Below are 23879 nucleotides of genomic sequence, written 5' to 3'. Positions count from 1 at the left end.
GCGCTTTGCGCGCGCGTTTTTCTTCAGGAGCCCCATCGATGAGCAACATGAACCACGAACGTGTCCTCAGTGTGCACCACTGGAACGACACCCTGTTCAGCTTCAAGTGCACCCGCGACCCGGGCCTGCGCTTCGAGAACGGTCAGTTCGTGATGATCGGCCTGCAGCAGGACAACGGCCGTCCGCTCATGCGTGCCTACTCCATCGCTTCGCCAAACTGGGAAGAGCACCTTGAATTCTTCAGCATCAAGGTGCCGGATGGCCCGCTGACCTCGCAGCTGCAGCACCTGAAGGAAGGCGATGAGATCATCATCAGCAAGAAGCCTACCGGCACCCTGGTGCTCGACGACCTGAATCCTGGCAAGCACCTGTACCTGCTGAGCACCGGCACTGGCCTGGCGCCGTTCATGAGCGTCATCCAGGACCCGGAAACCTACGAGCGCTTTGAAAAAGTGATCCTGGTGCACGGCGTGCGCTACGTGAACGAAGTGGCCTACCGCGAGTTCATCACCGAGCACCTGCCGCAGAACGAGTTCTTCGGTGAGTCGGTTCGCGACAAGCTGATCTACTACCCGACCGTGACCCGCGAGCCGTTCGAAAACCAGGGCCGTCTGACCGACCTGATGCGCAGCGGCAAGCTGTTCAGTGACATCGGCCTGCCGCCGATCAACCCGCAAGACGACCGCGCGATGATCTGTGGCAGCCCGAGCATGCTCGACGAGACCAGCGAAGTGCTGGACAGCTTCGGCCTGAAGATCTCCCCGCGCATGCGCGAGCCGGGTGACTACCTGATCGAGCGTGCCTTCGTCGAGAAGTAAGGCCCAGGCGGGTACAGGAAGGCGACTCTCGGGTCGCCTTTCTCATGCCTGGGATTTGTGCATGGCCTGTTCCGGCCCTTTCGCGGGTAAACCCGCTCCTACGGGTGCAGCGCACGTCCCGGGAATTGCACGAAACCCGTAGGAGCGGGCTTGCCCGCGAAAGGGCCGGTGCAAGCGACCCCCGATCTATTCGACCCGCGTCTCGCCGCTGTACACCAAGATTTCCCGGCACCGCTTGCACAGGTATCGCCGCCCTTGGTGCACCAGCTTGTGCCGCTGCGCGGTAAACGGGAAGTCGCTTTGCGGGCACCGGCAGCGGTAGATGTAGCGGGTCACTGCGCGCCGTTGCACGTCATAGTTGTGGCAACGATTGGGCGGCAGTTCATACACCCCGCGCATGATCAACTGCCACTCTTCACCATGGGCCTGGATGCGGTCGCCAAACAGCTGGTGGGCAACCAGGTGTGCCACTTCATGGGCCACGGTCTGGCGCAGGAAGTCTTCCTGGTTTTCGCGGTAGAGCTGCAGGTTGAAGCGCAGCAGATTCTCGTGCAGGTGGGCGACGCCGGCTTTTTGCCCGCGCAGTTTGAAGCTGACTTCGGGGCGCGGGAAGCGGCGTTTGAAAAAGGCTTCGGCTTGCTGGTAACAGGTTTCGACGCGTTGTTTGAGCTGCTCGGGCATGGCGGGGCGGTTCTCCTGACCAGGCATTATGCCGCAAGCGCAGGTGGCTTGCCGAGTCACCGGTCAGTGCACAGCCAGAGGCCGCCTTGCGGCGGCCCCTGGTTGATGCCCCAGTGTTGGTTCGGTCTGTTCTAGTTGGTGTAGACGGGCCCCACGCCCAGTCCCCAGATAATCACGGTAGCGGCCATGATTGCCACCAGTACCACCAAGCCTACTGCCAGCACCGAGCTGGAGAACAGGAAGCCTTCATCCGACGGTATGTTCATGAACGTCGGCAAGCCGACATACAGCAGGTACACCGTGTAGCAGATGGCGGCAGTGCCGATCAGCATGCCCAGCCACAGGTGCGGGTAAAGCGCCGCCAGGCCACCGATGAACAAGGGGGTGGCGGTGTAGGTGGCAAAAGCGATGCATTGCGCCATGGACGGGTTGGCATCGTAGGTGCGGGCCATCCAGTGGATGAATGCGCCCATTACCGCCACCCCGGCGAGCATGGCCAGGTAGGACATGATGCTCATCCAGATTGCGCTTTCCATGGTCAGCATCACTGCTGGCCGGTCACCGATCACCCAGCCCACCTGGGTAGTGCCAATAAACGCCGAAACGGCAGGAATCGCCGCGAGGATCAGGGTGTGTGTCAGGTACATGTGGCTGATGGTTTCTTCTTCGCCACGAATCTCCCGCCATTCCTGATCGGGATGGGTAAACAGCCCCACAACGTGATGAATCATGCCGATCACTCCTCTCAATGTTGCCAAACGCCCCCCAATATGGAGCGCAAGCGGCCCGAGGCCCTAACACCGATGCAAGCGGTAATGTGGCCTTATGTCGCAGTATAGGAAGCCGTTACCCACATAAACCGCGCTTTTTAGAGCAAATTGCGCTGTAAGCCGTGCTGTTGATTACATTGAAGTCTTTATCGGAATGCCTACAGCGGCGTCGCGTTTGTGCGTAAAATAGCCGGCTTTTGTCACACCTCGCGGATCCAAGCGCTATGGGCACCCTCTCGGTCAACCAGAACAAACTGCAAAAACGCCTGCGTCGTCTCGCTGGCGAAGCCATCACCGACTACAACATGATCGAGGATGGCGACAAGGTCATGGTCTGCCTGTCCGGCGGCAAGGACAGCTACACCATGCTCGACGTTCTGTTGCACCTGCAGAAGGTGGCACCGATCACGTTCGAGATCGTTGCGGTGAACATGGACCAGAAACAGCCGGGCTTCCCTGAGCACGTATTGCCGGCTTACCTCAAGGAACTGGGGGTCGAGTACCACATCGTCGAGAAGGATACCTACTCGGTGGTAAAGGAACTGGTACCCGAAGGCAAGACCACTTGCTCGCTGTGTTCGCGCCTGCGCCGCGGTACCCTGTACACCTTTGCCGACGAAATCGGCGCTACCAAGATGGCGCTGGGGCACCACCGCGACGACATCGTCGAAACCTTCTTCCTCAACATGTTCTTCAACGGCGCGCTCAAGGGCATGCCGCCAAAGCTGCGCGCCGACGATGGCCGCAACGTGGTGATCCGCCCGCTGGCCTACTGCAGCGAGAAGGACATCCAGGCCTACTCGGACATGAAGGCATTCCCGATCATCCCGTGCAACCTGTGCGGCTCGCAGGAAAACCTGCAGCGCCAGGTGGTCAAGGACATGCTGGTGGAGTGGGAACGCAAGCACCCGGGCCGTACCGAGAGCATCTTCCGTGCCCTGCAGAACGTGGCACCGTCGCAGCTGGCCGACCGGAACCTGTTTGACTTCACCAGCCTGAAGATTGACGAAAGCGCTACCCCGCGCTTCCTCGACGTGCTGAACATCTGAGCCCATGCGTGATTACCCGTGGTTGCATGAGTATTGCCTGAACCGCTTTGGTTCGGCCCAGGCGCTGGAGGCTTTCCTGCCGCAGCCGCGCACGCCGGCGCAACTGCGCGACATCAGTGACGACCGCTACCTGTCGACACTGGCCCTGCGGGTGTTTCGCGCCGGGCTCAAGCACAGCCTGGTGGATGCCAAGTGGCCGGCGTTCGAGCAGGTATTCTTCGGCTTCGACCCGGAGAAAGTGGTGCTGATGGGCGCCGAGCACCTGGAACGGTTGATGCAGGATGAGCGCATTATCCGCCACCTGGGCAAGCTCAAGAGCGTGCCGCGCAATGCGCAAATGGTGCTGGATATCGCCAAGGCGCATGGCAGTTTTGGTGCGTTCATCGCCGACTGGCCAGTGACCGACATTGTCGGCTTGTGGAAGTACCTGGCCAAGCACGGCAACCAGTTGGGCGGGTTGTCGGCGCCACGGTTCTTGCGCATGGTCGGCAAGGACACGTTCATCCCGACCGATGACATGGCAGCGGCGTTGATTGCGCAGAAGGTGATCGACAAGCAGCCCACCAGCCAGCGCGACCTGGCTCTGGTGCAGCAGGCGTTCAACCAGTGGCATGCAGAGAGCGGGCGGCCGCTGTGCCAGTTGTCGGTGATGCTGGCGCATACCGTCAACCATTGAGTTTTGTGGTGCTCCCATTCGCGGGCACGCCCGCTCCCACAGGAATCGCACCGCACTTAAGGCCTGTGCAGTACCTGTGGGAGCGGCGTGCCCGCGAAAAGTCTAACTGCCTTCGCCCGCCATGCGCCGCTCATGCTGGAACTTCCAGCGCACGTACAGTAGCCCGGCAATGAACAGCCCCAGGCTCACCAGCACTTCAAGCCAGCCGAATACCGCCCGCGCTGGGTCGAACGCCGCCAGCACGCCCTTGATGAAATAGATATTCACCACGAAGCAGGTCCAGGCATGCGCTCGGGCGCTGCCTTTCAGCATGCCGGGCAACAGCAACAGCAACGGCACCAGTTCGATCGCCAGGATCACCTCGACCCGGGCCCCATGCAGGTTGGCGAACCACAGGTTGTTCACCACCAGCAGGGCGATCAGGCCGAAGAAGCATGCCAGGCTCAATGCCCGCGTCAGGCGCAGGCGTGGCACCAGCCATTGGACCGGCGGCAATGCCTTGGGCTTTCTAGCCACGCGCCGCCTCCAGGGCCTTGGCCGTGGTCGCCAGGCGTTGGCCCAGGGCGCGGCACAGGGTGATTTCGTGTGGGTCGAGTTCACGCTTGCCATCGGCGCCTGCGTGGTGGCTGGCGCCATAAGGCGTGCCGCCGCCACGGGTCTCGAGCAGTGCCGACTCGCTGTAGGGCAGGCCCATCACCAGCATGCCGTGGTGCATCAGCGGCAGCATCATCGACAGCAGGGTGGTTTCCTGGCCGCCGTGCAGGCTGGCGGTGGAGGTGAACACGCCAGCCGGTTTGCCGACCAGCTCACCGCCTAGCCAAAGGCTGCTGGTGCCATCGAGGAAGTACTTGAGTGGCGCTGCCATGTTGCCGAACCGGGTCGGGCTGCCCAGTACCAGGCCAGCGCAGTGGCGCAGGTCGTCAAGGGTGGCGTACAGCGCGCCACTGGCCGGAATATCCGGGGCCACCGCTTCGCATTCGGTGGAAATCGCCGGCACCGTACGCAGGCGTGCCTCCATGCCGGCCAGCTCGATACCGCGGGCGATGTGCCGGGCCATTTCGCTGGTCGCGCCATGGCGGCTGTAATACAGCACCAGGATGTAGGGCGCGCTCACGGCAGGATCTCCAGCACTTTTTCCGGCGGGCGACCGACCACGGCCTTGTCACCGGCAACCAGGATCGGCCGCTCGATCAGCTTGGGGTGCTGGGCCATGGCCTCGATCAGTTGCGCGTCGGTCAGTGCCGGGTCGGCCAGGTTCAGCGTTTTGTATTCGTCCTCGCCGCTGCGCAGCAATTGGCGCGGGGCGATGCCCAGCTTGCCGAGCAGGGCCTTGAGGGTGACCGCGTCGGGCGGGGTTTCCAGGTAGCGCACGATGGTCGGGGTCAAGCCGCGGGCCTCGAGCAGTTCCAGGGCGCCGCGGGATTTCGAGCAGCGCGGGTTATGATAGAGCGTGAGATCAGTCATGTCGGGTCGCATCCAGCTGGGTGTGGCGGCTATTCTAACCGCAGCGACTGACCAATTTGCTTTAAAACTCGAGAAGGATTGACCCATGGCAAGGCGTCTGGCAGCAGTACTGGCCATCACCGCGAGCCTGTTGCTCGGTGGTTGCGGTGCCGATTACGGCGTGGACCAACACGGTAATACGGTTAAGGCCGAACAGATCGAAGGGCACTGGCTGGTGCTCAACTACTGGGCTGAATGGTGCGGACCGTGCCGTACCGAAATCCCGGAACTGAATGCGGCGGCCAAGCAATGGGCGGCTGAGGGCATCAAGGTGGTGGGGGTGAACTTCGACGGTTTGCAGGGGCCGGACCTGAAGCAGGCTGCCGAAACCCTGGGTATCGGTTTCACCGTGCTTGCCCAGGACCCGGCCGAGCGCTATGACCTGCCGCGCAGCGAGGCCTTGCCGGTGACCTACATCATCGACGACAAGGGCAAGGTGCGTGAGCAGTTGATGGGCGAGCAGACCCTTGAAGGGTTGCAGGCCAAGATCAAGGCCCTGAAAGGCGCCTGATGCATTCGGGCCGCTTTTGCGGCCCTTTGCGGGCAGGCCCGCTCCCACAGGGGGGTGACAAACTGTGGGAGCGGGCGCGCCCGCGAAGGGCCGCAAAGCGGCCCCGGCAATCCTCAGCCTTCTTCAGGCCAGAAGCGCAGCGGCTTGCCTTCGGCCGGCCAGAAGCGCATCTGCTCCACCGGTGACACATCCCAACGCTCTACCGTTTCCAGCGCCTGCAGGAAGCGTTTTTCCTGTTCCATCAGCGCGGGTGCGCACAGCTTGCGGGTCTTGCCGACCTTGCCGAAGCTCAGGTGCTCGCCATCGAGCGTGTAAGGCGCAAACCAGTGGTTGCAGCCGCCGTTGCCATAGGCACGGCCGTCGCTGGCCAGGGTCAAGGTCAGGTGGCTGTAGTCGATCAGTGGTCGTTCGCCAATCCACTCCAGCACGTAGCTGCGTTCCTGCTGCAGCCGGGAAGGTTGCGTGGCGCAGCCGAGCAGGCCGGTTGCAATCAGCACGCCGGTCAGCAGATTCTTCACTCGGCGCTCTCCTGGCAACGCGGGCACAGGTGTTTTTCGCCACGGCTGGCCCAGCCCAGCGCTGCGATACGGGCGCTGGCAGCCGGTTGACGAGCTGCCTTGCCGAGCTTGGCGTCTACTGCGAACTCGAAGCTCAGCACTGCATCGCAGCTATCGCATTCGACCTGCCAGGTGAGGATTTCCAGCTCGTTGAATACCGGGCCGCTCGCCACGGCAACCCACTGGCCGCGTGGGTTGATCAGGTGGCGCACGCTTTCCACGGTCAGGCGCATGGACAAATCCTTGCTGCCCTTGAGCGTGACCAGCAGGCTGTCGCCTTTTTGCATCGAACCGCCGTTGCCCGTGACCTGATAGCGGCCCGGCACCAAAGCGCGGCACTCGATCAGGGTGTGTTGCGGGTTGAATAGGGTGTAGCGAAAATCGTGTTCGACCATGGGTCCTCCAGAAATGCCGCGTATCCTAGCATTAACCCATCACCAGGTTCTGTGGATTGCCTGCCGCCCAGCGGTTGATGTTGTCCAGTGTGGTCGCGGCAATGGCATCCAGCGCCTCGCGGGTGAGGAAAGCCTGGTGGGCGGTGATGATCACGTTGGGGAAGGTCAGCAGCCGAGCCAGCACATCGTCTTGCAAGGGCAGGTCGGAGCGGTCTTCGAAGAACAGTTGGGCTTCTTCCTCGTAGACGTCCAGGCCCAGGTAGCCAAGCTGGCCGCTTTTCAGTGCGTCGATCAGCGCCGGGGTGTCGACCAGCGCACCGCGACCGGTGTTGATCAGCATGGCGCCGGGCTGCAACTGGGCCAGGCTTTGCGCGTTGATCAGGTGGCGAGTGTGTTCGGTCAGCGGGCAGTGCAGGCTGATGATGCGGGCTTCGCGCAACAGCTCGGGCAGGGGCATATAGCGGGCGCCAAGGGCCAGCAGCTCTGGGTTGGGGTAGGGGTCGTACGCCAGCAGCTGGCAGCCGAAACCGGCCATGATGCGAGCGAAGGCGGCCCCGATCTGGCCGGTACCGACCACCCCGACGGTTTTGCCGTGCAGGTCGAAGCCGGTCAGCCCGTGCAGGGTGAAGTCACCTTCGCGGGTGCGGTTGTAGGCCCGATGCAGGCGCCGGTTGAGTGCCAGGATGAGCGCCACGGCGTGCTCGGCAACGGCGTGTGGCGAGTAGGCCGGCACCCGCACCACGACCAGGCCCAAGCGCTGGGCTGCGGCCAGGTCGACGTGGTTGTAGCCGGCCGAGCGCAGGGCGATCAACCGCGTGCCCGCAGCGGCCAGGCGCTGCAGCACCGGCGCGTCGAGTTCGTCATTGATGAAGGCGCAGACCACCTCAAAGCCCTCTGCCAGGGCGGCGGTGTCGAGGGTCAGGCGGGCGGGCTGGAAATGCAGCTCCAAGGGGGTGCCGCTGGCAGCCTTGGTGAAGCTTTCCTGATCGTAGTGCTGGCTGCTGAACAACAGGGCGCGCATGGTGGAACTCCTTTGCAATGCATGTCTTGGGTGGGTCGCTGCCTGTCAAGGCATACCCAGCGTGGCCCAGAGCCACTCAAGCGCTCAATCTGGCCTGTGCCGACAGCCGGCTGATCGCGCTGTCCAGTTCATCCAGGGCCTGCTGCGCCTGCGGATTGTCCTGCTTCAGCAAGGTCTCGCTGCGTTGGCACGCTGCCCGTAACTGCGGTACGCCACAATAGCGTGAGGCCCCGTTCAGGCGGTGTACTTGCTCGATCAGGCCATTGCGGTCATCGGCTGCGCGGGCGGCGCGTATGGCTTCGCGGTCCGTATCCAGGGAGGCCAGCAGCATGCTCAGCATGTCAGCCGCCAGATCTGCCTTGCCAGCGGCCAGGCGCAGGCCCTCTTCGGGGTCGAGTACCTTCAGTTCGTCGCCATTGGTCAGTAGCTCGGCCTGCGCCTGCTGCGGTGTGCCCAGGCTCAGGCCGGTCCACTTCATCACCACCTGGGCCAGTTGCCGTTCGCTGATGGGTTTGGTCAGGTAGTCGTCCATCCCGCTGTGCAATAACGCGCGCTTTTCATTGGCCATGGCATGGGCAGTGAGGGCGACGATCGGCAGCGGGTTGCCACTCTGGGTGTTTTCCCACAGGCGGATCTGTTCAGTACAGGCGCGGCCGTCCATGCCGGGCATCTGCACATCCATCAGCACCAGGTCGAACAACTCTTCCTGCACGGCTTGTACCGCTGCATAACCATTGTTGACGGCCAGTACCTCGGCACCCAAGTCTTCGAGCAGGGTTTTTACCAGCAGCAGGTTGGCGGCATTGTCGTCGACGCAGAGTATTTTCGGGCGTCGCTGGCCGTTGGCGTTGCTCCCTTCGGCCAGTGGACGGCGAGGTTGTACCAGCTCCAGCAAGAGGCGCCGCAGCTTGCGGGTGCAGGTCGGCTTGGACAGCAACTGGCCATGGCCGTTGGGCAGGTACGGGTGGTACAGCGCCTGCTCGGTGGTCGGGCACAGCACCACGCATTGGCAGTGGTAACGCTCGAGCTGCTGATGATAATGGCCCAGTTGCTCGGGCGACAGGTTACCCAGGTTGGCCCCGAGCACCGCGAACTCGAAGGGCAGGCCGGCCTGGCTGGCGGCCTGCACCCCCTGCAGCAACTGGTCGTAGGAGGCGAACAGGCTCACGCTGAGGCCGCAGTCTTCCAGCTGGTGCTCCAGTGCCTGGCGCGCCAGTTCGTGGCCATCGACAATGGCGGCACGGCGGCCCAGCAATGGCTGCGGTGGCAGCGCTTCGGCATCGTCATGAGCCTTGGGCAGGTTGAGGCTGATCCAGAACTGCGAACCTTCGCCCGGGGTACTGTCGACACCGATCTCGCCGCCCATCTGTTCGATCAGGCGCTTGGAAATCACCAGCCCCAGACCGGTGCCACCGGGCTGGCGGGCCAGTGAGTTGTCTGCCTGGCTGAAGGCCTGGAACAGTGTGCGCACATCCTGTGGTGACAGGCCGATGCCGGTGTCCTGTACGCTGATGCGCAACTGCGCGCAGTCTTCGTGCTCGTCTTCCAGCATGGCGCGCACGACGATGGTGCCTTCGCGGGTGAACTTGATGGCGTTGCTGACCAGGTTGGTGAGGATCTGCTTGAGCCGCAACGGGTCGCCCACCAGCGAAGCAGGCGTGTCGCGGTAGATCAGGCTCAGCAATTCCAGCTGCTTGGCGTGGGCGGCCGGAGCGAGGATGGTCAGGGTGTCCTGGATCAGGTCCCGCAGGTTGAACGGTATGCTGTCGAGCACCAGCTTGCCGGCTTCGATCTTGGAGAAATCGAGGATCTCGTTGATGATTCCCAGCAGGTTGTCAGCAGACTTCTCGATGGTGTTCAGGTAGTCGAGCTGGCGCGGTGTCATCTCGCTTTTTTGCAGCAGGTGGGTAAAGCCGAGGATGCCGTTGAGCGGGGTGCGGATTTCGTGGCTCATGTTGGCCAGGAACTCCGACTTGATGCGGCTGGCCTCAAGTGCCTCTTTGCGCGCCATGTCCAGCTCGATGTTCTGGATTTCGATGGTTTCCAGGTTCTGGCGCACGTCTTCGGTGGCCTGGTCGATGCTGTGTTGCAGTTCTTCGTGAGCGTTTTGCAGGGTTTCGGCCATGCGGTTGATGCCGTGGGCCAGTTCGTCCAGCTCATGGCTGCCCATGGTCGGCAGGCGTTCTTCGAGGTGGCCGTCCTTGAGCTGATTGACCGCGTGCTTGATGCGTTCGATGGGGTCGTTGATGGTGCGGCTCATGCGCAGCGCCAACAGGCCGCTGAGTGCCAGGCAGGCGAGGATCAGCAACAGGCTGGTGAACAGGTTGCGGTAGCCGCGCAGCAGCGTGCCGTCGTGCGACAGCTCGATCTCTACCCAGCCCAGCAGGCGCTCGGCTTCGGCCGGCACGGCGTCGGTGGCCAGGTCGCGGTGGTGGCCGAACACGGGCATCAGGTAGCGGGTGGCGTCGTTGCCACTGCGCTGCAGGAGTTGGGTGCCGGTACCGCCGCTGGGCGGCAGGTTGAGCATGCTTGGGCCAGCGTGGGCCAGGCGCGTGCGGTCCGGGGCCAGAAACGCCACTGCGCGCACATCGGCCTGCTCCAGGGTTTGTGCGGCAATTCGCTCCAGTTGCGCAGGCGCGAGCCGGGCCATGGCCGGTGCGGCCAGGGGCGCCAGTTGTTCGGCGATCATCTTGCCGCGCTGCAGCAGCTGGGTGCGCAGGTCGTTCTGTTGCAGCCAGGTGAAATAGCTACCCAGCACCAGGGCCATCAAGCCGGCCGGTAGCAGTGCCAGCAGCAGTACCCGGCTGCGGATTCCCAAGCGATCGAGCACACTCGCCTCCTCTGATGTGCCTGGATGCCGTCAAGTGGTAACGGCCAAGCCGCGAAGTTACTCCGCCTGCCGCACCATTGCATCTCTTTAGTACGTGTTATGCGCCGTTGCCGGGGCATTGGTCGCAGTGCGGTTGCCTGGCAGGTGGCGAATGCTCAATAATCGCGTAATTGAGAATGCATGGCAGTTGCCAATGAATCCTGTATCTATTTACAACACCCACATCCTTGCCATCGAGGACGACCCGGTGCTTGGCGCCTATCTGCAGGAAGAGCTGCAGCGTGGCGGCTGCCAGGTCACCTGGTGCCGCAATGGCCTGGAGGGCCTGGAAACGGCGGGCCGCCAGGCTTTCGATGTTGTGCTCATGGACATCCTGCTGCCCGGGCTTGATGGGCTGGACGCCTTGGCGCAGTTGCGCAGGCACAGCGCTACACCGGTAATCATGATGTCGGCGCTGGGGGCCGAGGCGGATCGTATCAGCGGCTTTCAGCGCGGCGCCGACGATTACCTGCCCAAGCCATTCAGCATGGCCGAGTTGCAGGTGCGCATCGAGGCGATTCTGCGCCGCGTGGCCCTGGAGCGGCGGCATCAGGGCCCGCTGGAGCAAGCCGGCTGCGGCGAGCTGCAGTTCGATGAGGGGCTGTGTGACGTGCGCCTGAATAGCCGCCTGGCAGGCCTGACCCCCAGCGAATACCGCCTGCTGGACATCCTCAACCGCAACCTCGACGAAGTCCTCAGCAAGCCGTTCCTGTACCAGCACGTGTTGCAGCGCGGCTATTCACGGCATGACCGCAGCCTGGACATGCACGTCAGCCAGATCCGTCGCAAGCTCAAGGGCATCGGTTATCACGAACGGCAGATCCGCACCGTGTGGGGCAAGGGTTACGTGCTCAGTGCCAGCGAGGCGGAGTGAACCATGCTCGACCGCCATTCGCTGTTCTGGAAGCTGACCATCTTGCTGGTGGGCTTCTGCCTGCTGATGATCGGCCTCAGTTATACCTGGGGCCGACACATGGAAACCCAGAATGCCTTCCTCTCGGAGTCGGCACGGCAGACCCTGCGGGGTTATGCCGCCGAAGCTGAGCTGGCCTGGCGCAGCGGCGGGCGGGAAGGGCTGGACCAGTGGGTGGCGGCCATGCATCAGCGCGAACGGGGCTGGGTCGGCGTGCTCGACATCAATCTGCGCCCGCTCGACAGCGCCACACTCAACCCACAGATCATGCAGCGTCTGACACGCCTGCGCGGTGTCGATTGGCCGATGAGTCGGCGCAGTGTCGACCAGCCGTGGGTGCGCATACCGTTCCCGGGGGCGCCGGAGCAGGGCATGCTGGTGATCGAACTGCCGCAGCGCTTCAATCCGGGCCAGCACCGCTTGCTGTGGCGCATTGTCACCAACGGCATCATCCCGGGGCTGTTCACCTTGCTGTTGTGTGTAGGCCTGTACCGCATGCTGATCGTGCCGCTGAACCAACTTCGCGAGCAGGCCAATGCCTGGCGGGCCGATCAGCTGTCGGCCCGCCTGGACTCGCGCACCATCGCCCGGCATGACGAATTGGGCGAACTGGCGCGTGCCTTTGACCAGATGGCCGAGCGACTGCAAGGCACGGTGGCTATGCAGCAGCAGTTGCTGCGCGACCTGTCCCACGAAATGCGCACGCCGCTGAGCCGGCTGCGGGTGGCCTGCGATGGTGAAACCGACCTGCAGCGTCTGCGTGATCGCCTGATCCGTGAAGTGGACTGCATGCAGCAACTGGTCGAAGACACCCTGCAACTGGCCTGGCAGGACGCCGAGCGTGCGCCGATGAACCTTGAGCCGATCGAGGTCCACGCCTTGTGGGAGTTGCTGGCCGAAAATGCCAGCTACGAGAGCGGCTGGTCGCCTGCGCAAATGCGCTGCGAAGTACCGGCCGACTGCTGGGTGCAGGGCAACCTCAACCACCTGGCTCAGGCGCTGGAGAACATGTTGCGCAATGCCATTCGCCACTCGCCGGCCGACGGGGTGGTGCGGTTGGGTGGGCAGCGTGAGGGTAGCTATTGGTGGTTGTGGCTTGAGGATGAGGGTGGCGGTGTCGCTGAAGAAGACCTGGAACGGATTTTCGCGCCGTTCTCGCGGTTGGACGGTTCGCGGCCCGGGGATGGTGGCTTCGGCCTGGGGCTGAGCATCGCCCGCAGTGCCATCCAGCGCCAGGGCGGCACCTTGTGGGCGCAGAATGGCAAACGCGGGTTGCGCTTGTGGATGAGGTTGCCGTTGCATGTGCCGGCCGCTTCGCGGGTAAACCCGCTCCTGCAGGCTAGCGAATCCCTGTAGGAGCGGGTTTACCCGCGAAGAGGCCAGCATATGCCGCACCGTTATAGCTTGTAGCTATATGCACTACAGATTGCGTGATATGGCCGCGAAGGGTTTGCCGGTATGATAGGCACCCCCGCCGTCCGGATTGCGAAATACGCCATGACCGTGCAGTACCCAACCATCGCCGATTGCGTCGGCAATACGCCACTGGTTCGCCTGCAGCGCATCGCTGGCGAAACCAGCAATACCCTCCTGCTCAAGCTCGAAGGTAACAATCCTGCCGGCTCGGTGAAAGACCGCCCGGCACTGTCGATGATCGCTCGCGCCGAACTGCGCGGCCAGATCAAGCCAGGCGATACCCTGATCGAAGCCACCTCCGGCAACACGGGCATCGCCCTGGCGATGGCGGCGGCGATCAAGGGCTACAAGATGATCCTGATCATGCCTGACAACTCCACCGCCGAGCGCAAGGCCGCCATGACGGCCTATGGCGCCGAGCTGATCCTGGTGACCAAGGAGGAGGGGATGGAAGGCGCCCGTGACCTGGCCGAGAAGCTGCAGGCCGAAGGCCGTGGCCTGGTGCTCGACCAGTTCGCCAACGGCGACAACCCGATCGCCCACTACAACAGCACCGGCCCGGAGATCTGGCAGCAGACCCAGGGCACCATTACCCATTTCGTCAGCTCCATGGGGACCACCGGTACCATCATGGGCTGCTCGCAGTACCTCAAGGAACAGAACCCCGCGGTGCAGATCATCGGCCTGCAACCGATGGAGGGCTCGGCTATTCCGGGCATTCGCCGCTGGCCCGAGGAATACCTGCCGAAAATCTTCGATGCCACCCGCGTCGACCGCGTGGTCGACATGTCGCAGCAGGAAGCCGAGGACACCACCCGTCGCCTTGCGCGTGAAGAGGGCATTTTCTGCGGCGTGTCTTCTGGTGGTGCGGTTGCGGCCATGTTGCGCCTGTCCCGCGAAGTGGAAAATGCGGTCATGGTTGCGATCATTTGCGACCGCGGCGACCGTTATCTGTCCACTGGCCTGTTTGATCCACGCTAAATGTCCAAGAAAAAAAGCAACAGCGGCCTGCGCTTCCAGCCGGCCGGCGGCAATCGCACCCCCCAGGTCCCAGTGGGCAAGAAGCAGCGCCTGGACATCGAGCGCCTGGCCGGTGACGGCCGTGGCATTGCCTTCCTCGACGGGCGTACCTGGTTCGTCAGCGGCGCCTTGGCCGGTGAGGCCGTGGAGGCGCGGGTGCTCAACGCCCGTGGCAAAGTGGTCGAGGCACGCCTGGAGCGGTTGCTGCAGGCCGCGCCCGAGCGCCGTGAGGCGCCATGTCGCTACTACGACCGCTGCGGTGGCTGCAACCTGCAGCACCTGCCGCACGAAGCGCAACTGGCGCTGAAGCAGCGCACCCTCGCCGAGCAGTTGCAGCGGGTGGCCGGCGTGCAACCCGAGGCGTGGGCTGCCCCCCTGAGCGGGCCGGAATTCGGCTACCGGCGCCGCGCCCGTGTGGCCGTGCGCTGGGACGTCAAGGCGCGTCAGCTGGAGGTGGGTTTCCGCGCCGAAGCCAGCCAGGACATCATTGCCATCGACGATTGTGCAGTGCTGGTACAACCCTTGCAGTCCATTTTGCGCCACTTGCCGACGGTGCTGCGTTCGTTGAGCAAGCCGCAGGCGCTGGGCCATGTAGAGCTGTTCAGTGGCACCGCCGAGGCGGTTCTGGTGCGCCACGTCGCGCCGTTGCCGGCCGAGGACCAGGCCAGGTTGCAAGCGTTCTGCGAGCAGGCCAACGCCCAGCTATGGCTGCAAGGCGAAGGTGAGCCGGCGCCCGTGGACCCAGCGGCGCAGTTGGGCTTCGCCCTGGCACCTTGGCAGCTGGAGCTGGCCTGGCGCCCGGGCGATTTCGTGCAGGTGAATGCCCAGGTCAATACGGCGATGATCGAGCAGGCTTTGGCCTGGCTCGCGCCACAAGCCGACGAGCGTGTGCTGGACTTGTTCTGCGGTCTGGGCAACTTTGCCCTGCCGCTGGCCCGCCAGGCGCGTGAGGTGGTGGCAGTGGAAGGTGTACAGGCCATGGTCGATCGGGCCGCGGCCAATGCCCGGAACAACAATGTGCATAACGCACGGTTTTTTCAGGCCGATTTATCGCAGCCTTTGGCAGGCACCGGATGGGCCGCCGAGGGCTTTTCTGCGGTACTCTTGGATCCACCGCGCGACGGTGCTTTCGAGGTGGTGCAAGGCATCGCCCGCCTCAAGGCCAGCAGGCTGGTCTACGTATCGTGCAACCCGGCCACGCTGGCGAGAGACGCCCAAGTGCTGGTCGGCCAGGGGTACCGGTTAAAAAGGGCCGGGATTCTCGACATGTTTCCTCAGACGGCGCATGTCGAGGCCATGGCGTTATTCGAAGCGGGCTAGCTGACTGGCCCCTTGGTGCGGTTGCCACGGAATGGCGGCCGCACGGTGATCGCCAGCACACCCGTATGGTGTGCTGCATGGAAAGGTAAAACAAAGATGGTACAGGTGAGAGTGCACCAGCCGGTCAACACCGACGGCAGTATCAATCTCGAAGCATGGTTGGACCATGTGGTAAGCGTCGATTCGGCACTGGATCGCGCAGCGCTGAAAGAAGCCTGCGAGTTTGCTCTTGAGGTAGAGAAAAAGGGCAACCCGGCCAAGCATTCCTGGGCGGATGGTACGTCCAGCTTCCAGGCAGGCCTGGAAATCGCCGAAATTCTTGCTGACCTCAAGCTCGACCAGGACTCTCTGGTGGCTGCGGTCATCTACCGCTCGGTGCGCGAGGGCAAGGTCACCCTCGCCGAGGTCAGCCAGCGTTTTGGCCCGGTGGTGTCCAAGCTGATCGACGGCGTGCTGCGCATGGCCGCCATCAGTGCCAGCCTCAGCCCACGACAGTCGCTGGTGCTGGGCTCGCAGGCGCAGGTCGAGAACCTGCGCAAGATGCTGGTGGCCATGGTTGACGACGTGCGCGTGGCGCTGATCAAGCTGGCCGAACGCACGTGCGCAATCCGCGCGGTCAAGTCCGCCGATGACGAGAAACGCCTGCGTGTCGCGCGTGAAGTGTTCGACATCTACGCGCCGCTCGCGCACCGCCTGGGTATCGGTCACATCAAGTGGGAGCTGGAAGACCTGTCCTTCCGCTACCTGGAGCCCGACCAGTACAAGCAGATCGCCAAGCTGTTGCATGAGCGGCGACTGGACCGCGAGCGCTTCATCAGCGACGTGATGAACCAGTTGCAGAACGAGTTGCTCGCCACTGGCGTAAATGCCGACATCAGCGGTCGGGCGAAACATATCTATTCGATCTGGCGCAAGATGCAGCGCAAAGGCCTGGAGTTCAGCCAGATCTACGACGTGCGTGCGGTGCGCGTGCTGGTGCCGGAAATCCGCGACTGCTACACCGCGCTGGGCATCGTGCACACCTTGTGGCGGCATATTCCCAAGGAGTTCGACGACTACATCGCCAACCCCAAGGAGAACGGCTACCGCTCGTTGCACACTGCGGTAATCGGCCCCGAGGGCAAGGTGCTGGAGGTGCAGATCCGCACCCACGGCATGCACGAAGAGGCCGAACTTGGGGTATGCGCCCACTGGCGCTACAAGGGCACCGACGTCAAGCCCAGCTCCAACCACTACGAAGAAAAGATTTCCTGGTTGCGCCAGGTGCTGGAATGGCACGAAGAGCTGGGCGACATCGGTGGCCTGGCCGAGCAGTTGCGGGTCGACATCGAGCCTGACCGGGTTTATGTGTTCACCCCCGACGGCCACGCCATCGACCTGCCCAAAGGCGCCACGCCACTGGACTTTGCCTACCGCGTGCACACCGAGATCGGCCACAACTGCCGCGGCGCGAAGATCAACGGCCGTATCGTGCCGCTGAACTACAGCCTGCAGACTGGCGAGCAGGTGGAGATCATCACCAGCAAGCACGGCAACCCTAGCCGTGACTGGTTGAACTCCAACCTGGGCTACGTGACCACCTCACGGGCGCGGGCCAAGATCGTCCACTGGTTCAAATTGCAGGCCCGCGACCAGAACGTTGCTGCCGGCAAGACCTTGCTTGAGCGCGAGCTCAGTCGTCTGGGCCTGCCGCAGGTTGATTTCGAGCGCCTGGCCGAGAAGACCAACGTCAAGACCGCCGAGGACATGTTTGCCTCGCTCGGTGCTGGCGACCTGCGCCTGGCTCATCTGGTCAACGCTGCCCAGCAGTTGCTGGAGCCTGAGCGTATCGAGCAGATCGAGCTGGTTCCGCGCAAGCCTACCGGGCCGCGTACCGGCAAGCGTGGCGACATCCAGATCCAGGGTGTCGGCAACCTGCTGACACAGATGGCCGGCTGCTGCCAGCCGCTACCGGGCGATGCCATTGTCGGTTACATCACCCAGGGCCGTGGCGTGAGCATTCATCGCCAGGACTGCGCCTCGGTACTGCAGCTGGCGGGCAAGGAGCCAGAGCGCATGATCCAGGTGAGCTGGGGGCCGATCCCGGTGCAGACCTACCCGGTCGACATCGTCATCCGTGCCTACGACCGCCCGGGCCTGCTGCGCGATGTGTCGCAGGTGCTGCTGAACGAGAAGATCAACGTGCTGGCGGTGAATACCCGTTCGAACAAGGAAGACAACACCGCGCTGATGTCGCTGACCATCGAGATTCCAGGCCTGGACGCGCTGGGGCGCCTGCTGGGGCGGATCTCGCAGTTGCCGAACATCATCGAGACGCGGCGTAATCGTACCCCTTGAGACCGGGGCGCCAGCTTCGCGGGCTTGCCCGCTCCCACAGGATGGATGCAGGTTTCGAAATCTGCACCGTACCTGTGGGAGCGGGCAAGCCCGCGAAGAAGCCACCACCGAAGGACCTGCCTGTATGACCTACACCCTTGACGACCTGCTGCATCTCATGGCCCGCCTGCGCGACCCGCAGTACGGCTGCCCGTGGGACCTGAAGCAGAACTACGCCAGCATCGTCCCACACACTATCGAAGAGGCCTACGAGGTCGCTGACACCATTGAGCGCGGCGATTTCGAGCACCTGCAAGGCGAGCTGGGCGACTTGCTGTTCCAGGTGGTCTACTACAGCCAGCTGGCCCGCGAAGAAGGGCGTTTCGAGTTCGATGGCGTGGTCGACAGCATCACCCGCAAGCTCATCCGCCGCCACCCGCACGTTTTTCCGACTGGCGAGCTGTACGCGCCGGTGGACACGCCCAGCCTGAGCGAAGCCCAGGTCAAGTCGCGCTGGGAAGAAATCAAGGCCGAAGAGCGCGCGGAGAAGAGCCAGCCCGAACAGCTGTCGCTGCTTGATGACGTGCCGGCAACCTTGCCGGCGCTGTCGCGGGCAGCCAAACTGCAAAAACGTGCGGCCACGGTCGGTTTCGACTGGCCGGCGGCGTTGCCGGTGCTGGACAAGGTCCGCGAAGAGCTGGATGAAGTGCTGCAGGCCATGGCCGACGGCGACGCCGATGCGCTGGAAGATGAAGTCGGCGACTTGCTGTTTGCTGCGGTCAACCTGGCCCGCCACCTCAAGCAAGACCCAGAGCATGCGCTGCGCCGCGCCAATCGCAAGTTCGAACGACGTTTCCGTTTTATCGAACAGGCATTGCGCGACAGTGGCCGCCCCATTGAAGATTGTGACCTTGACGAGCTGGATGCCCTTTGGGGGGAAGCCAAACGTCAGGAAAAGAACCTGCCCAGCTGCGGCTGAGCTGTTGCATAAGTGAGTGAATATTCATGAGCCTTTCCCTTCGCGACCAATTGCTCAAAGCCGGTCTGGTCAACCAGAAACAGGTCTCGCAGACCAACAAAGCTGAAAAGAAACAGAAGCGCATGGAGCACAAAGGCCAGGTCGAAGTCGACGACAGCCAGCAGCGTATGGCCAAGGAGGCCATGGCTGAAAAAGCCCGGCGTGACCAGGAACTGAACCGCCAGCAGCAGGAAAAGGCCGAGCAGAAGGCCCGTGCCGCGCAGGTCAAGCAACTGATCGAGGCCACTCGCCTGCCCAAGCTGAGCACCGAGGATTACTACAACTTCGTCGACGACAAGAAGGTCAAGCGCATTGCCGTCAACGCCCTGATGCGCACCAAGCTGAGCAACGGCGCGCTGGCCGTGGTAGCCCATGCCGGTGGTTACGAGGTTATCCCCCGTGAGGCCGCCTTGAAGATCCAGGAGCGCGACCCTGGCCGTATTCTGCTGCTCAACAGCCATGTCGAGGAAACGGACGAAGACGACCCGTACGCGGCTTACAAGATCCCTGATGATCTGATGTGGTAAGCACGAAAACCTCGCCTTGGCGTTAATGCGGTTCATTCAAGATCGCAGGGTCGCTCTGCGGCCCTTTCGCTGCACACGGTCGCTCCCGCGGCCATCGTGACACGCGCGTTCTCAAGAGGGCGCTGGCCTTTTGACCCGAAAGGGTTCGCCGCTCACTGAACCGGCGCGGTTAGTCACTTGCACTATCGTCTTGGTTCCCTCCGTTCGTCGGACATTTCTTAGGGTTCCGGCACAACGGCTAGCCTCCAGCTTAGCGTCAGGGATAGCGCTGAACATTCGGTCCAGGAAGGGCCACTACGCCTCGTCGTCCCGACGCTTTATCTGCTGAGGAGACGACAATGAAAATAACCCTGAAACGGTTGGCGTGCCTGGGTGCGAGCTTCACCAGTGCGTTCGCCATGGCCGATGCGGCCAGCCCGCCGGTGCTGTCACCTGCGATTCCCTTCGATGTCACCGCCAATCCCCCCTTCACCCTGGACAACCTGCAACACGATTTCGACGTGCTGTCGTGGCAAACCTTCGTCGCCCTGAACTGGCCCGCCAACGCCGACGGCAGTGCCAACACCTCGGCGAAGATCGGCGCGCCCGGCAAGACGGTGTGGGAATCGTGGAAAGAAAGCTACGAGATCTTCCTGCCCAAGGGGCAGAAGCCCGTCGCCTGGGACCAGCAGGCGCCAGTGCCCGCGGCCTGCCAAGGCAAGGGTGACCTGCCGGTGCTGCAACAGATGGGCAAGGTCGCCGGCGTGCTCGATGAGTTCATCCAGCCATTCAAGACTGGCCCGCTGGTCGACCAAAGCGGCACCTACACGCGCAACGCGATCATGGTCAACCAGCCAATGTTCGATGACATCGTCAACAATGGCCTGTACAGCAAGGAAGGCCAGCAAGCGTTCCTGAGCAAGGCCGACAACCGCATCGCTTTCGCCTGCGGTTCGCAAAAGGCCCAGCAGGTCGGCGCGATCATGGTCAAGTCGGCCTGGAAAGTGCTCGATGGCAGCGACAACCCGCAGGAGTTCCACGCCGTCGACGCGCTGGTCTACACCCCCGGCAACGCCGACCCGAACAAGGGGGCGGTGATCCCCGAATCGTGCAATGCGCAGAAGGTCGGGCTGGTAGGCCTGCACATCGTGCACAAGACCGAGGGCGCACCGCAGTGGGTATGGTCGACGTTCGAGCACGTGCGCAACGTGCCGGAAAAGACCACGCCAATGAACGAGCGCAAAGGGCCCTACCTGTTCTACGACGCCCAGGCCAGCAACCGCCCGGTGAACGAGCCACCCGCGCAACCGTGGGACCCGTCGAAGAAGGCCATCCCCTCGCAGATCGTGCGTGACATTCCCATCACCGCCGCCACCCAACAGCTCAACGCGCAGTGGCAAGGCGCGCTCAAGGGCACGGTGTGGGCCAACTACCACCTGATCAGCACCCAGTGGCCCACCGACCCGGCCGATGACTGCCAGGTGCCGTCGCCGACCAACCCGCTAGGTACGCCTGCGCCGAACTTCCTGGCCAACGCCACCCTGGAGACCTACAACCAGGGCACCACCCCGCAGGCCTCGTCCAGCTGCATGGAGTGCCACAACAACGCGACCACCCGCGTGACCCAGTCGCCACGCACCAGCTTCGCCGATTTCACTTTCCTGCTTGAACGTGCCCAATCCACCGGCGCCAAGGAGTGATGCCATGAGCGACCAGAACCTGCAAAACTTCATCGGCTTGTCCGCCGTACTCACTGGCCTGTCGGCCAAGCTGCTGGCGCCTTCCGTCGACCCGATCAACCTGCCGCCGGTGTTCTTCGCCACCGCCCAGCAAGGCATGGGCCTTGAGGCGTTCAGCAGCCTGCTGGAGCTGTACGCCAGCATCCAGAGCCAGCCGCCCGCGCAAATCGCCAGTGCCGTGCTCGCTAACGCGAACCCGCAAATCGCCCAGGGCGCCCGCTCGATCATGAAGCTGTGGCTGCTCGGCAGTTGGTACCAACCCTACGACCTGGGCAACGCCCGCACGGGTGACACGCGGGTGGTCTCCGACCAGGCCTACAAGGAGAGCTGGGCATGGAAGATCGCCCAATCTCACCCCATGGGCTACAGCCAGTTCCACTTCGGATACTGGGGTGAGCAGCCACCGACCCTCAAGCAATTCACCGGTGTCGACGCCAAGGAAGGGCAGCAGCCATGAGCAATGTACAAACCCAGAACATCGAAACTGCCGATGTGATCGTAGTGGGCGCCGGCATGGCCGGCAGTGTCATGGCCTACCAGTTGGGCCTGGCCGGGTTGAAAGTGCTGGTGCTCGAATCGGGCCCGGCCATTCCGCCCAATCGCAGCGAGTACCTGGAGCGCTTCTACACCGCGGTGCTCAAGGCGCCCGAGTCGCCGTACCCACCTGAGCAGAGCGAGCAGACTCCGGCCACGCAGTTCGCGCCACGGGCGACCATCCAGGACCTGATCACCGCGGGTAGCCAAGACCCGAACAAGGCGCAGAAAAGCTACCTGGTGCAGAAGGGGCCGCACCTGTTCGCCAGCACCTACGAGCGGGTAGGCGGCGGCACCATGTGGCACTGGATGGGCACGGCCCTGCGCCTGTTGCCCAACGACTTTCGCATGCGCACTGCGTACAACGTCGGGGTCGACTGGCCGCTCAGTTACGACGACCTGCAGACTGCCTACTGCCGCGCCGAGGAAGAGATGGGCGTGTCCGCGGATGTCGCCTCGCAGACTTACCTGGGCGTGACCTTTCCGCAGGGCTACAAATACAGCATGCATGGCATCCCGCCGTCGCTGGTCGACCAAGGCCTGGGCAAGCACGTCACGGGCACCGTGTACCAGAGCCCGGAGAAGGGGCCCGACGGCAAGCCGTACCCAGGTGTCACCCTCAACGTCCGGCAGACCCCGGCCGGGCGCAACTCGCAGAATGATAACGGCCGTCGGGTGTGTGCTGGCAACACCAGCTGCACGCCGATCTGCCCGATCCAGGCCAAGTACGACGCCACCGTGACCATGGCCAAGGCACTGGATACCGGCAACGTGCGCATCCTCTACCAGACCGTGGCGAGCCAGGTGCAGGTCGATGCCAATGGGGTCACGGGCATCGATTTCATCCAGTACCAGAACAACGGTACGCGCCAGAACGGCACGGCCCAGGGCAAACGCTACGTGATCGCCGCCCACGCGATCGAAACGCCGAAGTTGCTGCTCAACTCCATCGGCCCGAACAGCCCTAAAGGGGTCGCCAACAGCAGCGGCCAGGTCGGCCAGGCGTTGGCTGACCACCCGGTGTACCTGGCCTGGGGCCTGATGCCTGAAGGCAAGCCGCTGTTCCCGTTCCGGGGGCCGTTGTCCACCTCGGGGATTGAGGACATGCGCGATGGCCCGTTCCGCAGCCAGCGTGCCGCCTGGCGTATCGAAATCGGCAACGAGGGCTGGAACTGGTCGGTGAATGACCCCTACACCTCGGTCTGCGATTTCATCGACGGCACCAACCACGGCGGCGCTAACCCCAACAAGCTGGCGTTGTCCGGCCAGGCGCTGGTGCAGCAGCTCAACAGCGTGCTGACCCGCCAGTTCCGTCTGGGCTTCTTGATCGAGCAGGTGGAGAAAGACCCCGATAATGCGCTGTGCCGGGTGGAGAGGAGCACGGAGTTCACCGACGGCTTGGGCCTGCCTCGGCCGCAGATCACCTACGAACTGTCCGACTACACCAAGGAGGGTTTCAAGCAGGCGCGCCTGGCCGCCACGCACATCATCACCGAGCTGATGGGCGCTACCGAGCTGACCGACCTGAACCCTAAGCTCGAGCCCGGCTCGCAAACGGTGTTCGAGTACGACGGCCAGAACTACGCGTTCTACGGCGCTGGTCACCTGATGGGCACCTACCGCATGGGCTCAGACCGCACCACGTCGGTGGTGGACAAGGACCAGCGCAGTTGGGACCACCCCAACCTGTTCCTGGTCGGCGACGGCGTGTTCCCCACTACCGGCACCGCCAACCCGACCTTGACCATTACCGCGTTGACGTTCCAGGCCGCCGACGTGGTGGCCAGCGACCTGCTCAAGCGCACTTTGCAGGTGCAGGCCAACCAGGCATGGCAGGGCACGGGCATGCAGGTCAATGGGCAGAGCTGGCAGTTGGCGGTATGCACGGGCGGGCAGTGGACGGCGAACCCGGCCACCGGCATGGTTGGCGCGGCGGGCAACCCAAGGTTGATCGCCAAGCCCGGCTATGCCTTGCCTGGTCAACCGGAAGGGGCGTTGATCGGGCGTATCGGCAACAGCGGTGCGCCGTTCCTGGTCGGCAACCAGGTGCAATTGCCGCGTGGCCAGCAAGGTGAGCTGCAGTTGTGCATCAATGACGACCTGGACGGGCGTTACGGGGCTGGCCTGAGCGATAACCTGGGCAGCCTGTCAGTAGAGGTGCGTTTCGGGGCGGTGTAGGCCCTGACATGGCAACCCCACAATGCTCCGGTAATGCCGCAGTATTGTGGGGCTGCTCACTCAGCCCTG

General features: G+C 63.4%; 23 protein-coding genes. 14 read left to right on the top strand and 9 right to left on the bottom strand.

The window, feature by feature from the left end; all coding sequences use genetic code 11:
- Positions 1–38 precede the first annotated feature (38 nt).
- The gene (fpr, locus tag I8746_RS19305) at positions 39–818 is read left to right on the top strand and encodes a ferredoxin-NADP reductase (protein WP_003252381.1); all 780 of its coding nucleotides are present in this window, start codon (positions 39–41) and stop codon (positions 816–818) included.
- Positions 819–1004: 186 nt separating this feature from the next.
- On the opposite strand, the gene I8746_RS19300 is transcribed toward fpr, so the two are convergent.
- Both I8746_RS19300 and I8746_RS19295 read right to left on the bottom strand, forming a co-directional pair.
- The gene (locus I8746_RS19300) at positions 1005–1499 is read right to left on the bottom strand and encodes a SprT family zinc-dependent metalloprotease (RefSeq protein ID WP_088513569.1); all 495 of its coding nucleotides are present in this window, start codon (positions 1497–1499) and stop codon (positions 1005–1007) included.
- A 131-nt stretch (positions 1500–1630) separates the two neighbouring features.
- Positions 1631–2230, bottom strand: coding sequence for a Yip1 family protein (locus I8746_RS19295; protein ID WP_003252385.1), 600 nt, complete (start codon positions 2228–2230; stop codon positions 1631–1633).
- Between the two features lie 263 nt (positions 2231–2493).
- Between I8746_RS19295 and ttcA the strand changes: the two genes are divergently transcribed.
- Positions 2494–3318: a tRNA 2-thiocytidine(32) synthetase TtcA gene (gene ttcA, locus I8746_RS19290; RefSeq protein WP_003252387.1), complete on the top strand. Its 825-nt coding sequence runs from the start codon at positions 2494–2496 to the stop codon at positions 3316–3318.
- 4 nt (positions 3319–3322) lie between these two features.
- Complete coding sequence (locus I8746_RS19285; protein WP_012053467.1) at positions 3323–3994, top strand: DNA-3-methyladenine glycosylase I; 672 nt, start codon at positions 3323–3325, stop codon at positions 3992–3994.
- Between the two features lie 102 nt (positions 3995–4096).
- Here the strand turns inward: I8746_RS19285 and I8746_RS19280 are convergent, their stop codons facing one another.
- The 3 genes from I8746_RS19280 to arsC are packed head-to-tail and all read right to left on the bottom strand — an operon-like array spanning position 4097 to position 5458.
- Complete coding sequence (locus tag I8746_RS19280) at positions 4097–4510, bottom strand: DUF2069 domain-containing protein (RefSeq protein ID WP_010952704.1); 414 nt, start codon at positions 4508–4510, stop codon at positions 4097–4099.
- Positions 4503–5108 (bottom strand): NAD(P)H:quinone oxidoreductase, encoded by a 606-nt coding sequence (wrbA, locus tag I8746_RS19275; protein ID WP_014592118.1) that lies wholly within the window; start codon positions 5106–5108, stop codon positions 4503–4505. The genes I8746_RS19280 and wrbA overlap by 8 nt, the downstream gene beginning before the upstream one ends.
- Positions 5105–5458 (bottom strand): arsenate reductase (glutaredoxin), encoded by a 354-nt coding sequence (arsC, locus tag I8746_RS19270; protein ID WP_221100949.1) that lies wholly within the window; start codon positions 5456–5458, stop codon positions 5105–5107. The genes wrbA and arsC overlap by 4 nt, the downstream gene beginning before the upstream one ends.
- A gap of 85 nt (positions 5459–5543) precedes the next feature.
- On the opposite strand from arsC, the gene I8746_RS19265 reads away from it, so the two are divergent.
- Positions 5544–6008 (top strand): peroxiredoxin family protein, encoded by a 465-nt coding sequence (locus I8746_RS19265; protein ID WP_012053466.1) that lies wholly within the window; start codon positions 5544–5546, stop codon positions 6006–6008.
- A gap of 113 nt (positions 6009–6121) precedes the next feature.
- Here the strand turns inward: I8746_RS19265 and I8746_RS19260 are convergent, their stop codons facing one another.
- From I8746_RS19260 to I8746_RS19245, 4 genes are all read right to left on the bottom strand, one after another.
- Positions 6122–6526, bottom strand: a complete 405-nt coding sequence (locus tag I8746_RS19260) for an META domain-containing protein (RefSeq protein WP_047603354.1) — start codon at positions 6524–6526, stop codon at positions 6122–6124.
- Positions 6523–6960, bottom strand: coding sequence for a hypothetical protein (locus I8746_RS19255; protein ID WP_003252407.1), 438 nt, complete (start codon positions 6958–6960; stop codon positions 6523–6525). Before I8746_RS19255 ends, I8746_RS19260 begins: the two co-directional genes overlap by 4 nt.
- A 31-nt stretch (positions 6961–6991) precedes the next feature.
- On the bottom strand, positions 6992–7981 hold the full coding sequence (locus tag I8746_RS19250; protein ID WP_221100948.1) for a 2-hydroxyacid dehydrogenase: 990 nt from the start codon (positions 7979–7981) through the stop codon (positions 6992–6994).
- A 76-nt stretch (positions 7982–8057) separates the two neighbouring features.
- Entirely contained in the window at positions 8058–10811 is a 2754-nt protein-coding gene (locus tag I8746_RS19245) for a response regulator (RefSeq protein WP_221100947.1), read from the bottom strand.
- A gap of 193 nt (positions 10812–11004) precedes the next feature.
- Here I8746_RS19245 and I8746_RS19240 point away from each other — a divergent pair, with 193 nt between their 5' ends.
- The 10 genes from I8746_RS19240 to I8746_RS19195 all read left to right on the top strand — a co-directional run bounded on the left by I8746_RS19240 (position 11005) and on the right by I8746_RS19195 (position 23810).
- Positions 11005–11724, top strand: coding sequence for a response regulator transcription factor (locus I8746_RS19240; protein WP_004575336.1), 720 nt, complete (start codon positions 11005–11007; stop codon positions 11722–11724).
- 3 nt (positions 11725–11727) lie between these two features.
- On the top strand, positions 11728–13119 hold the full coding sequence (locus tag I8746_RS19235) for a cell wall metabolism sensor histidine kinase WalK (protein ID WP_221100946.1): 1392 nt from the start codon (positions 11728–11730) through the stop codon (positions 13117–13119).
- Positions 13120–13260: 141 nt separating this feature from the next.
- A complete protein-coding gene (gene cysM, locus I8746_RS19230; protein ID WP_003252416.1) occupies positions 13261–14160 on the top strand; it encodes a cysteine synthase CysM in 900 nt (299 codons plus the stop codon).
- Positions 14161–15519 (top strand): 23S rRNA (uracil(1939)-C(5))-methyltransferase RlmD, encoded by a 1359-nt coding sequence (gene rlmD / locus I8746_RS19225; RefSeq protein ID WP_012053460.1) that lies wholly within the window; start codon positions 14161–14163, stop codon positions 15517–15519.
- Positions 15520–15615: 96 nt separating this feature from the next.
- Entirely contained in the window at positions 15616–17856 is a 2241-nt protein-coding gene (gene relA / locus I8746_RS19220) for a GTP diphosphokinase (protein WP_003252420.1), read from the top strand.
- A gap of 124 nt (positions 17857–17980) precedes the next feature.
- Positions 17981–18814, top strand: a complete 834-nt coding sequence (gene mazG, locus I8746_RS19215) for a nucleoside triphosphate pyrophosphohydrolase (protein ID WP_003252422.1) — start codon at positions 17981–17983, stop codon at positions 18812–18814.
- 26 nt (positions 18815–18840) lie between these two features.
- Positions 18841–19380, top strand: a complete 540-nt coding sequence (locus tag I8746_RS19210) for a DUF2058 domain-containing protein (RefSeq protein ID WP_003252424.1) — start codon at positions 18841–18843, stop codon at positions 19378–19380.
- Positions 19381–19718: 338 nt separating this feature from the next.
- On the top strand, positions 19719–21059 hold the full coding sequence (locus tag I8746_RS19205; protein ID WP_012053459.1) for a hypothetical protein: 1341 nt from the start codon (positions 19719–19721) through the stop codon (positions 21057–21059).
- A gap of 4 nt (positions 21060–21063) precedes the next feature.
- Positions 21064–21555: a hypothetical protein gene (locus tag I8746_RS19200; protein WP_003252427.1), complete on the top strand. Its 492-nt coding sequence runs from the start codon at positions 21064–21066 to the stop codon at positions 21553–21555.
- Complete coding sequence (locus I8746_RS19195) at positions 21552–23810, top strand: GMC oxidoreductase (protein WP_221100945.1); 2259 nt, start codon at positions 21552–21554, stop codon at positions 23808–23810. The genes I8746_RS19200 and I8746_RS19195 overlap by 4 nt, the downstream gene beginning before the upstream one ends.
- Positions 23811–23879: the final 69 nt, after the last annotated feature.

The organism is Pseudomonas sp. USTB-Z (genome assembly GCF_019691255.1).
In the GTDB taxonomy this organism is placed as follows: domain Bacteria; phylum Pseudomonadota; class Gammaproteobacteria; order Pseudomonadales; family Pseudomonadaceae; genus Aquipseudomonas; species Aquipseudomonas alloputida.
This window is presented reverse-complemented; position numbering and strand designations above follow the sequence as displayed.

Coding starts and splice junctions, on each gene's coding strand:
- fpr (WP_003252381.1), top strand. CDS start 39: ATGAGCAACATGAACCACGAACGTGTCCTCAGTGTGCACCACTGGAAC.
- I8746_RS19300 (WP_088513569.1), bottom strand. CDS start 1,499: ATGCCCGAGCAGCTCAAACAACGCGTCGAAACCTGTTACCAGCAAGCC.
- I8746_RS19295 (WP_003252385.1), bottom strand. CDS start 2,230: ATGATTCATCACGTTGTGGGGCTGTTTACCCATCCCGATCAGGAATGG.
- ttcA (WP_003252387.1), top strand. CDS start 2,494: ATGGGCACCCTCTCGGTCAACCAGAACAAACTGCAAAAACGCCTGCGT.
- I8746_RS19285 (WP_012053467.1), top strand. CDS start 3,323: ATGCGTGATTACCCGTGGTTGCATGAGTATTGCCTGAACCGCTTTGGT.
- arsC (WP_221100949.1), bottom strand. CDS start 5,458: ATGACTGATCTCACGCTCTATCATAACCCGCGCTGCTCGAAATCCCGC.
- I8746_RS19265 (WP_012053466.1), top strand. CDS start 5,544: ATGGCAAGGCGTCTGGCAGCAGTACTGGCCATCACCGCGAGCCTGTTG.
- I8746_RS19255 (WP_003252407.1), bottom strand. CDS start 6,960: ATGGTCGAACACGATTTTCGCTACACCCTATTCAACCCGCAACACACC.
- I8746_RS19250 (WP_221100948.1), bottom strand. CDS start 7,981: ATGCGCGCCCTGTTGTTCAGCAGCCAGCACTACGATCAGGAAAGCTTC.
- I8746_RS19240 (WP_004575336.1), top strand. CDS start 11,005: ATGAATCCTGTATCTATTTACAACACCCACATCCTTGCCATCGAGGAC.
- I8746_RS19235 (WP_221100946.1), top strand. CDS start 11,728: ATGCTCGACCGCCATTCGCTGTTCTGGAAGCTGACCATCTTGCTGGTG.
- cysM (WP_003252416.1), top strand. CDS start 13,261: ATGACCGTGCAGTACCCAACCATCGCCGATTGCGTCGGCAATACGCCA.
- rlmD (WP_012053460.1), top strand. CDS start 14,161: ATGTCCAAGAAAAAAAGCAACAGCGGCCTGCGCTTCCAGCCGGCCGGC.
- relA (WP_003252420.1), top strand. CDS start 15,616: ATGGTACAGGTGAGAGTGCACCAGCCGGTCAACACCGACGGCAGTATC.
- mazG (WP_003252422.1), top strand. CDS start 17,981: ATGACCTACACCCTTGACGACCTGCTGCATCTCATGGCCCGCCTGCGC.
- I8746_RS19210 (WP_003252424.1), top strand. CDS start 18,841: ATGAGCCTTTCCCTTCGCGACCAATTGCTCAAAGCCGGTCTGGTCAAC.
- I8746_RS19205 (WP_012053459.1), top strand. CDS start 19,719: ATGAAAATAACCCTGAAACGGTTGGCGTGCCTGGGTGCGAGCTTCACC.
- I8746_RS19200 (WP_003252427.1), top strand. CDS start 21,064: ATGAGCGACCAGAACCTGCAAAACTTCATCGGCTTGTCCGCCGTACTC.
- I8746_RS19195 (WP_221100945.1), top strand. CDS start 21,552: ATGAGCAATGTACAAACCCAGAACATCGAAACTGCCGATGTGATCGTA.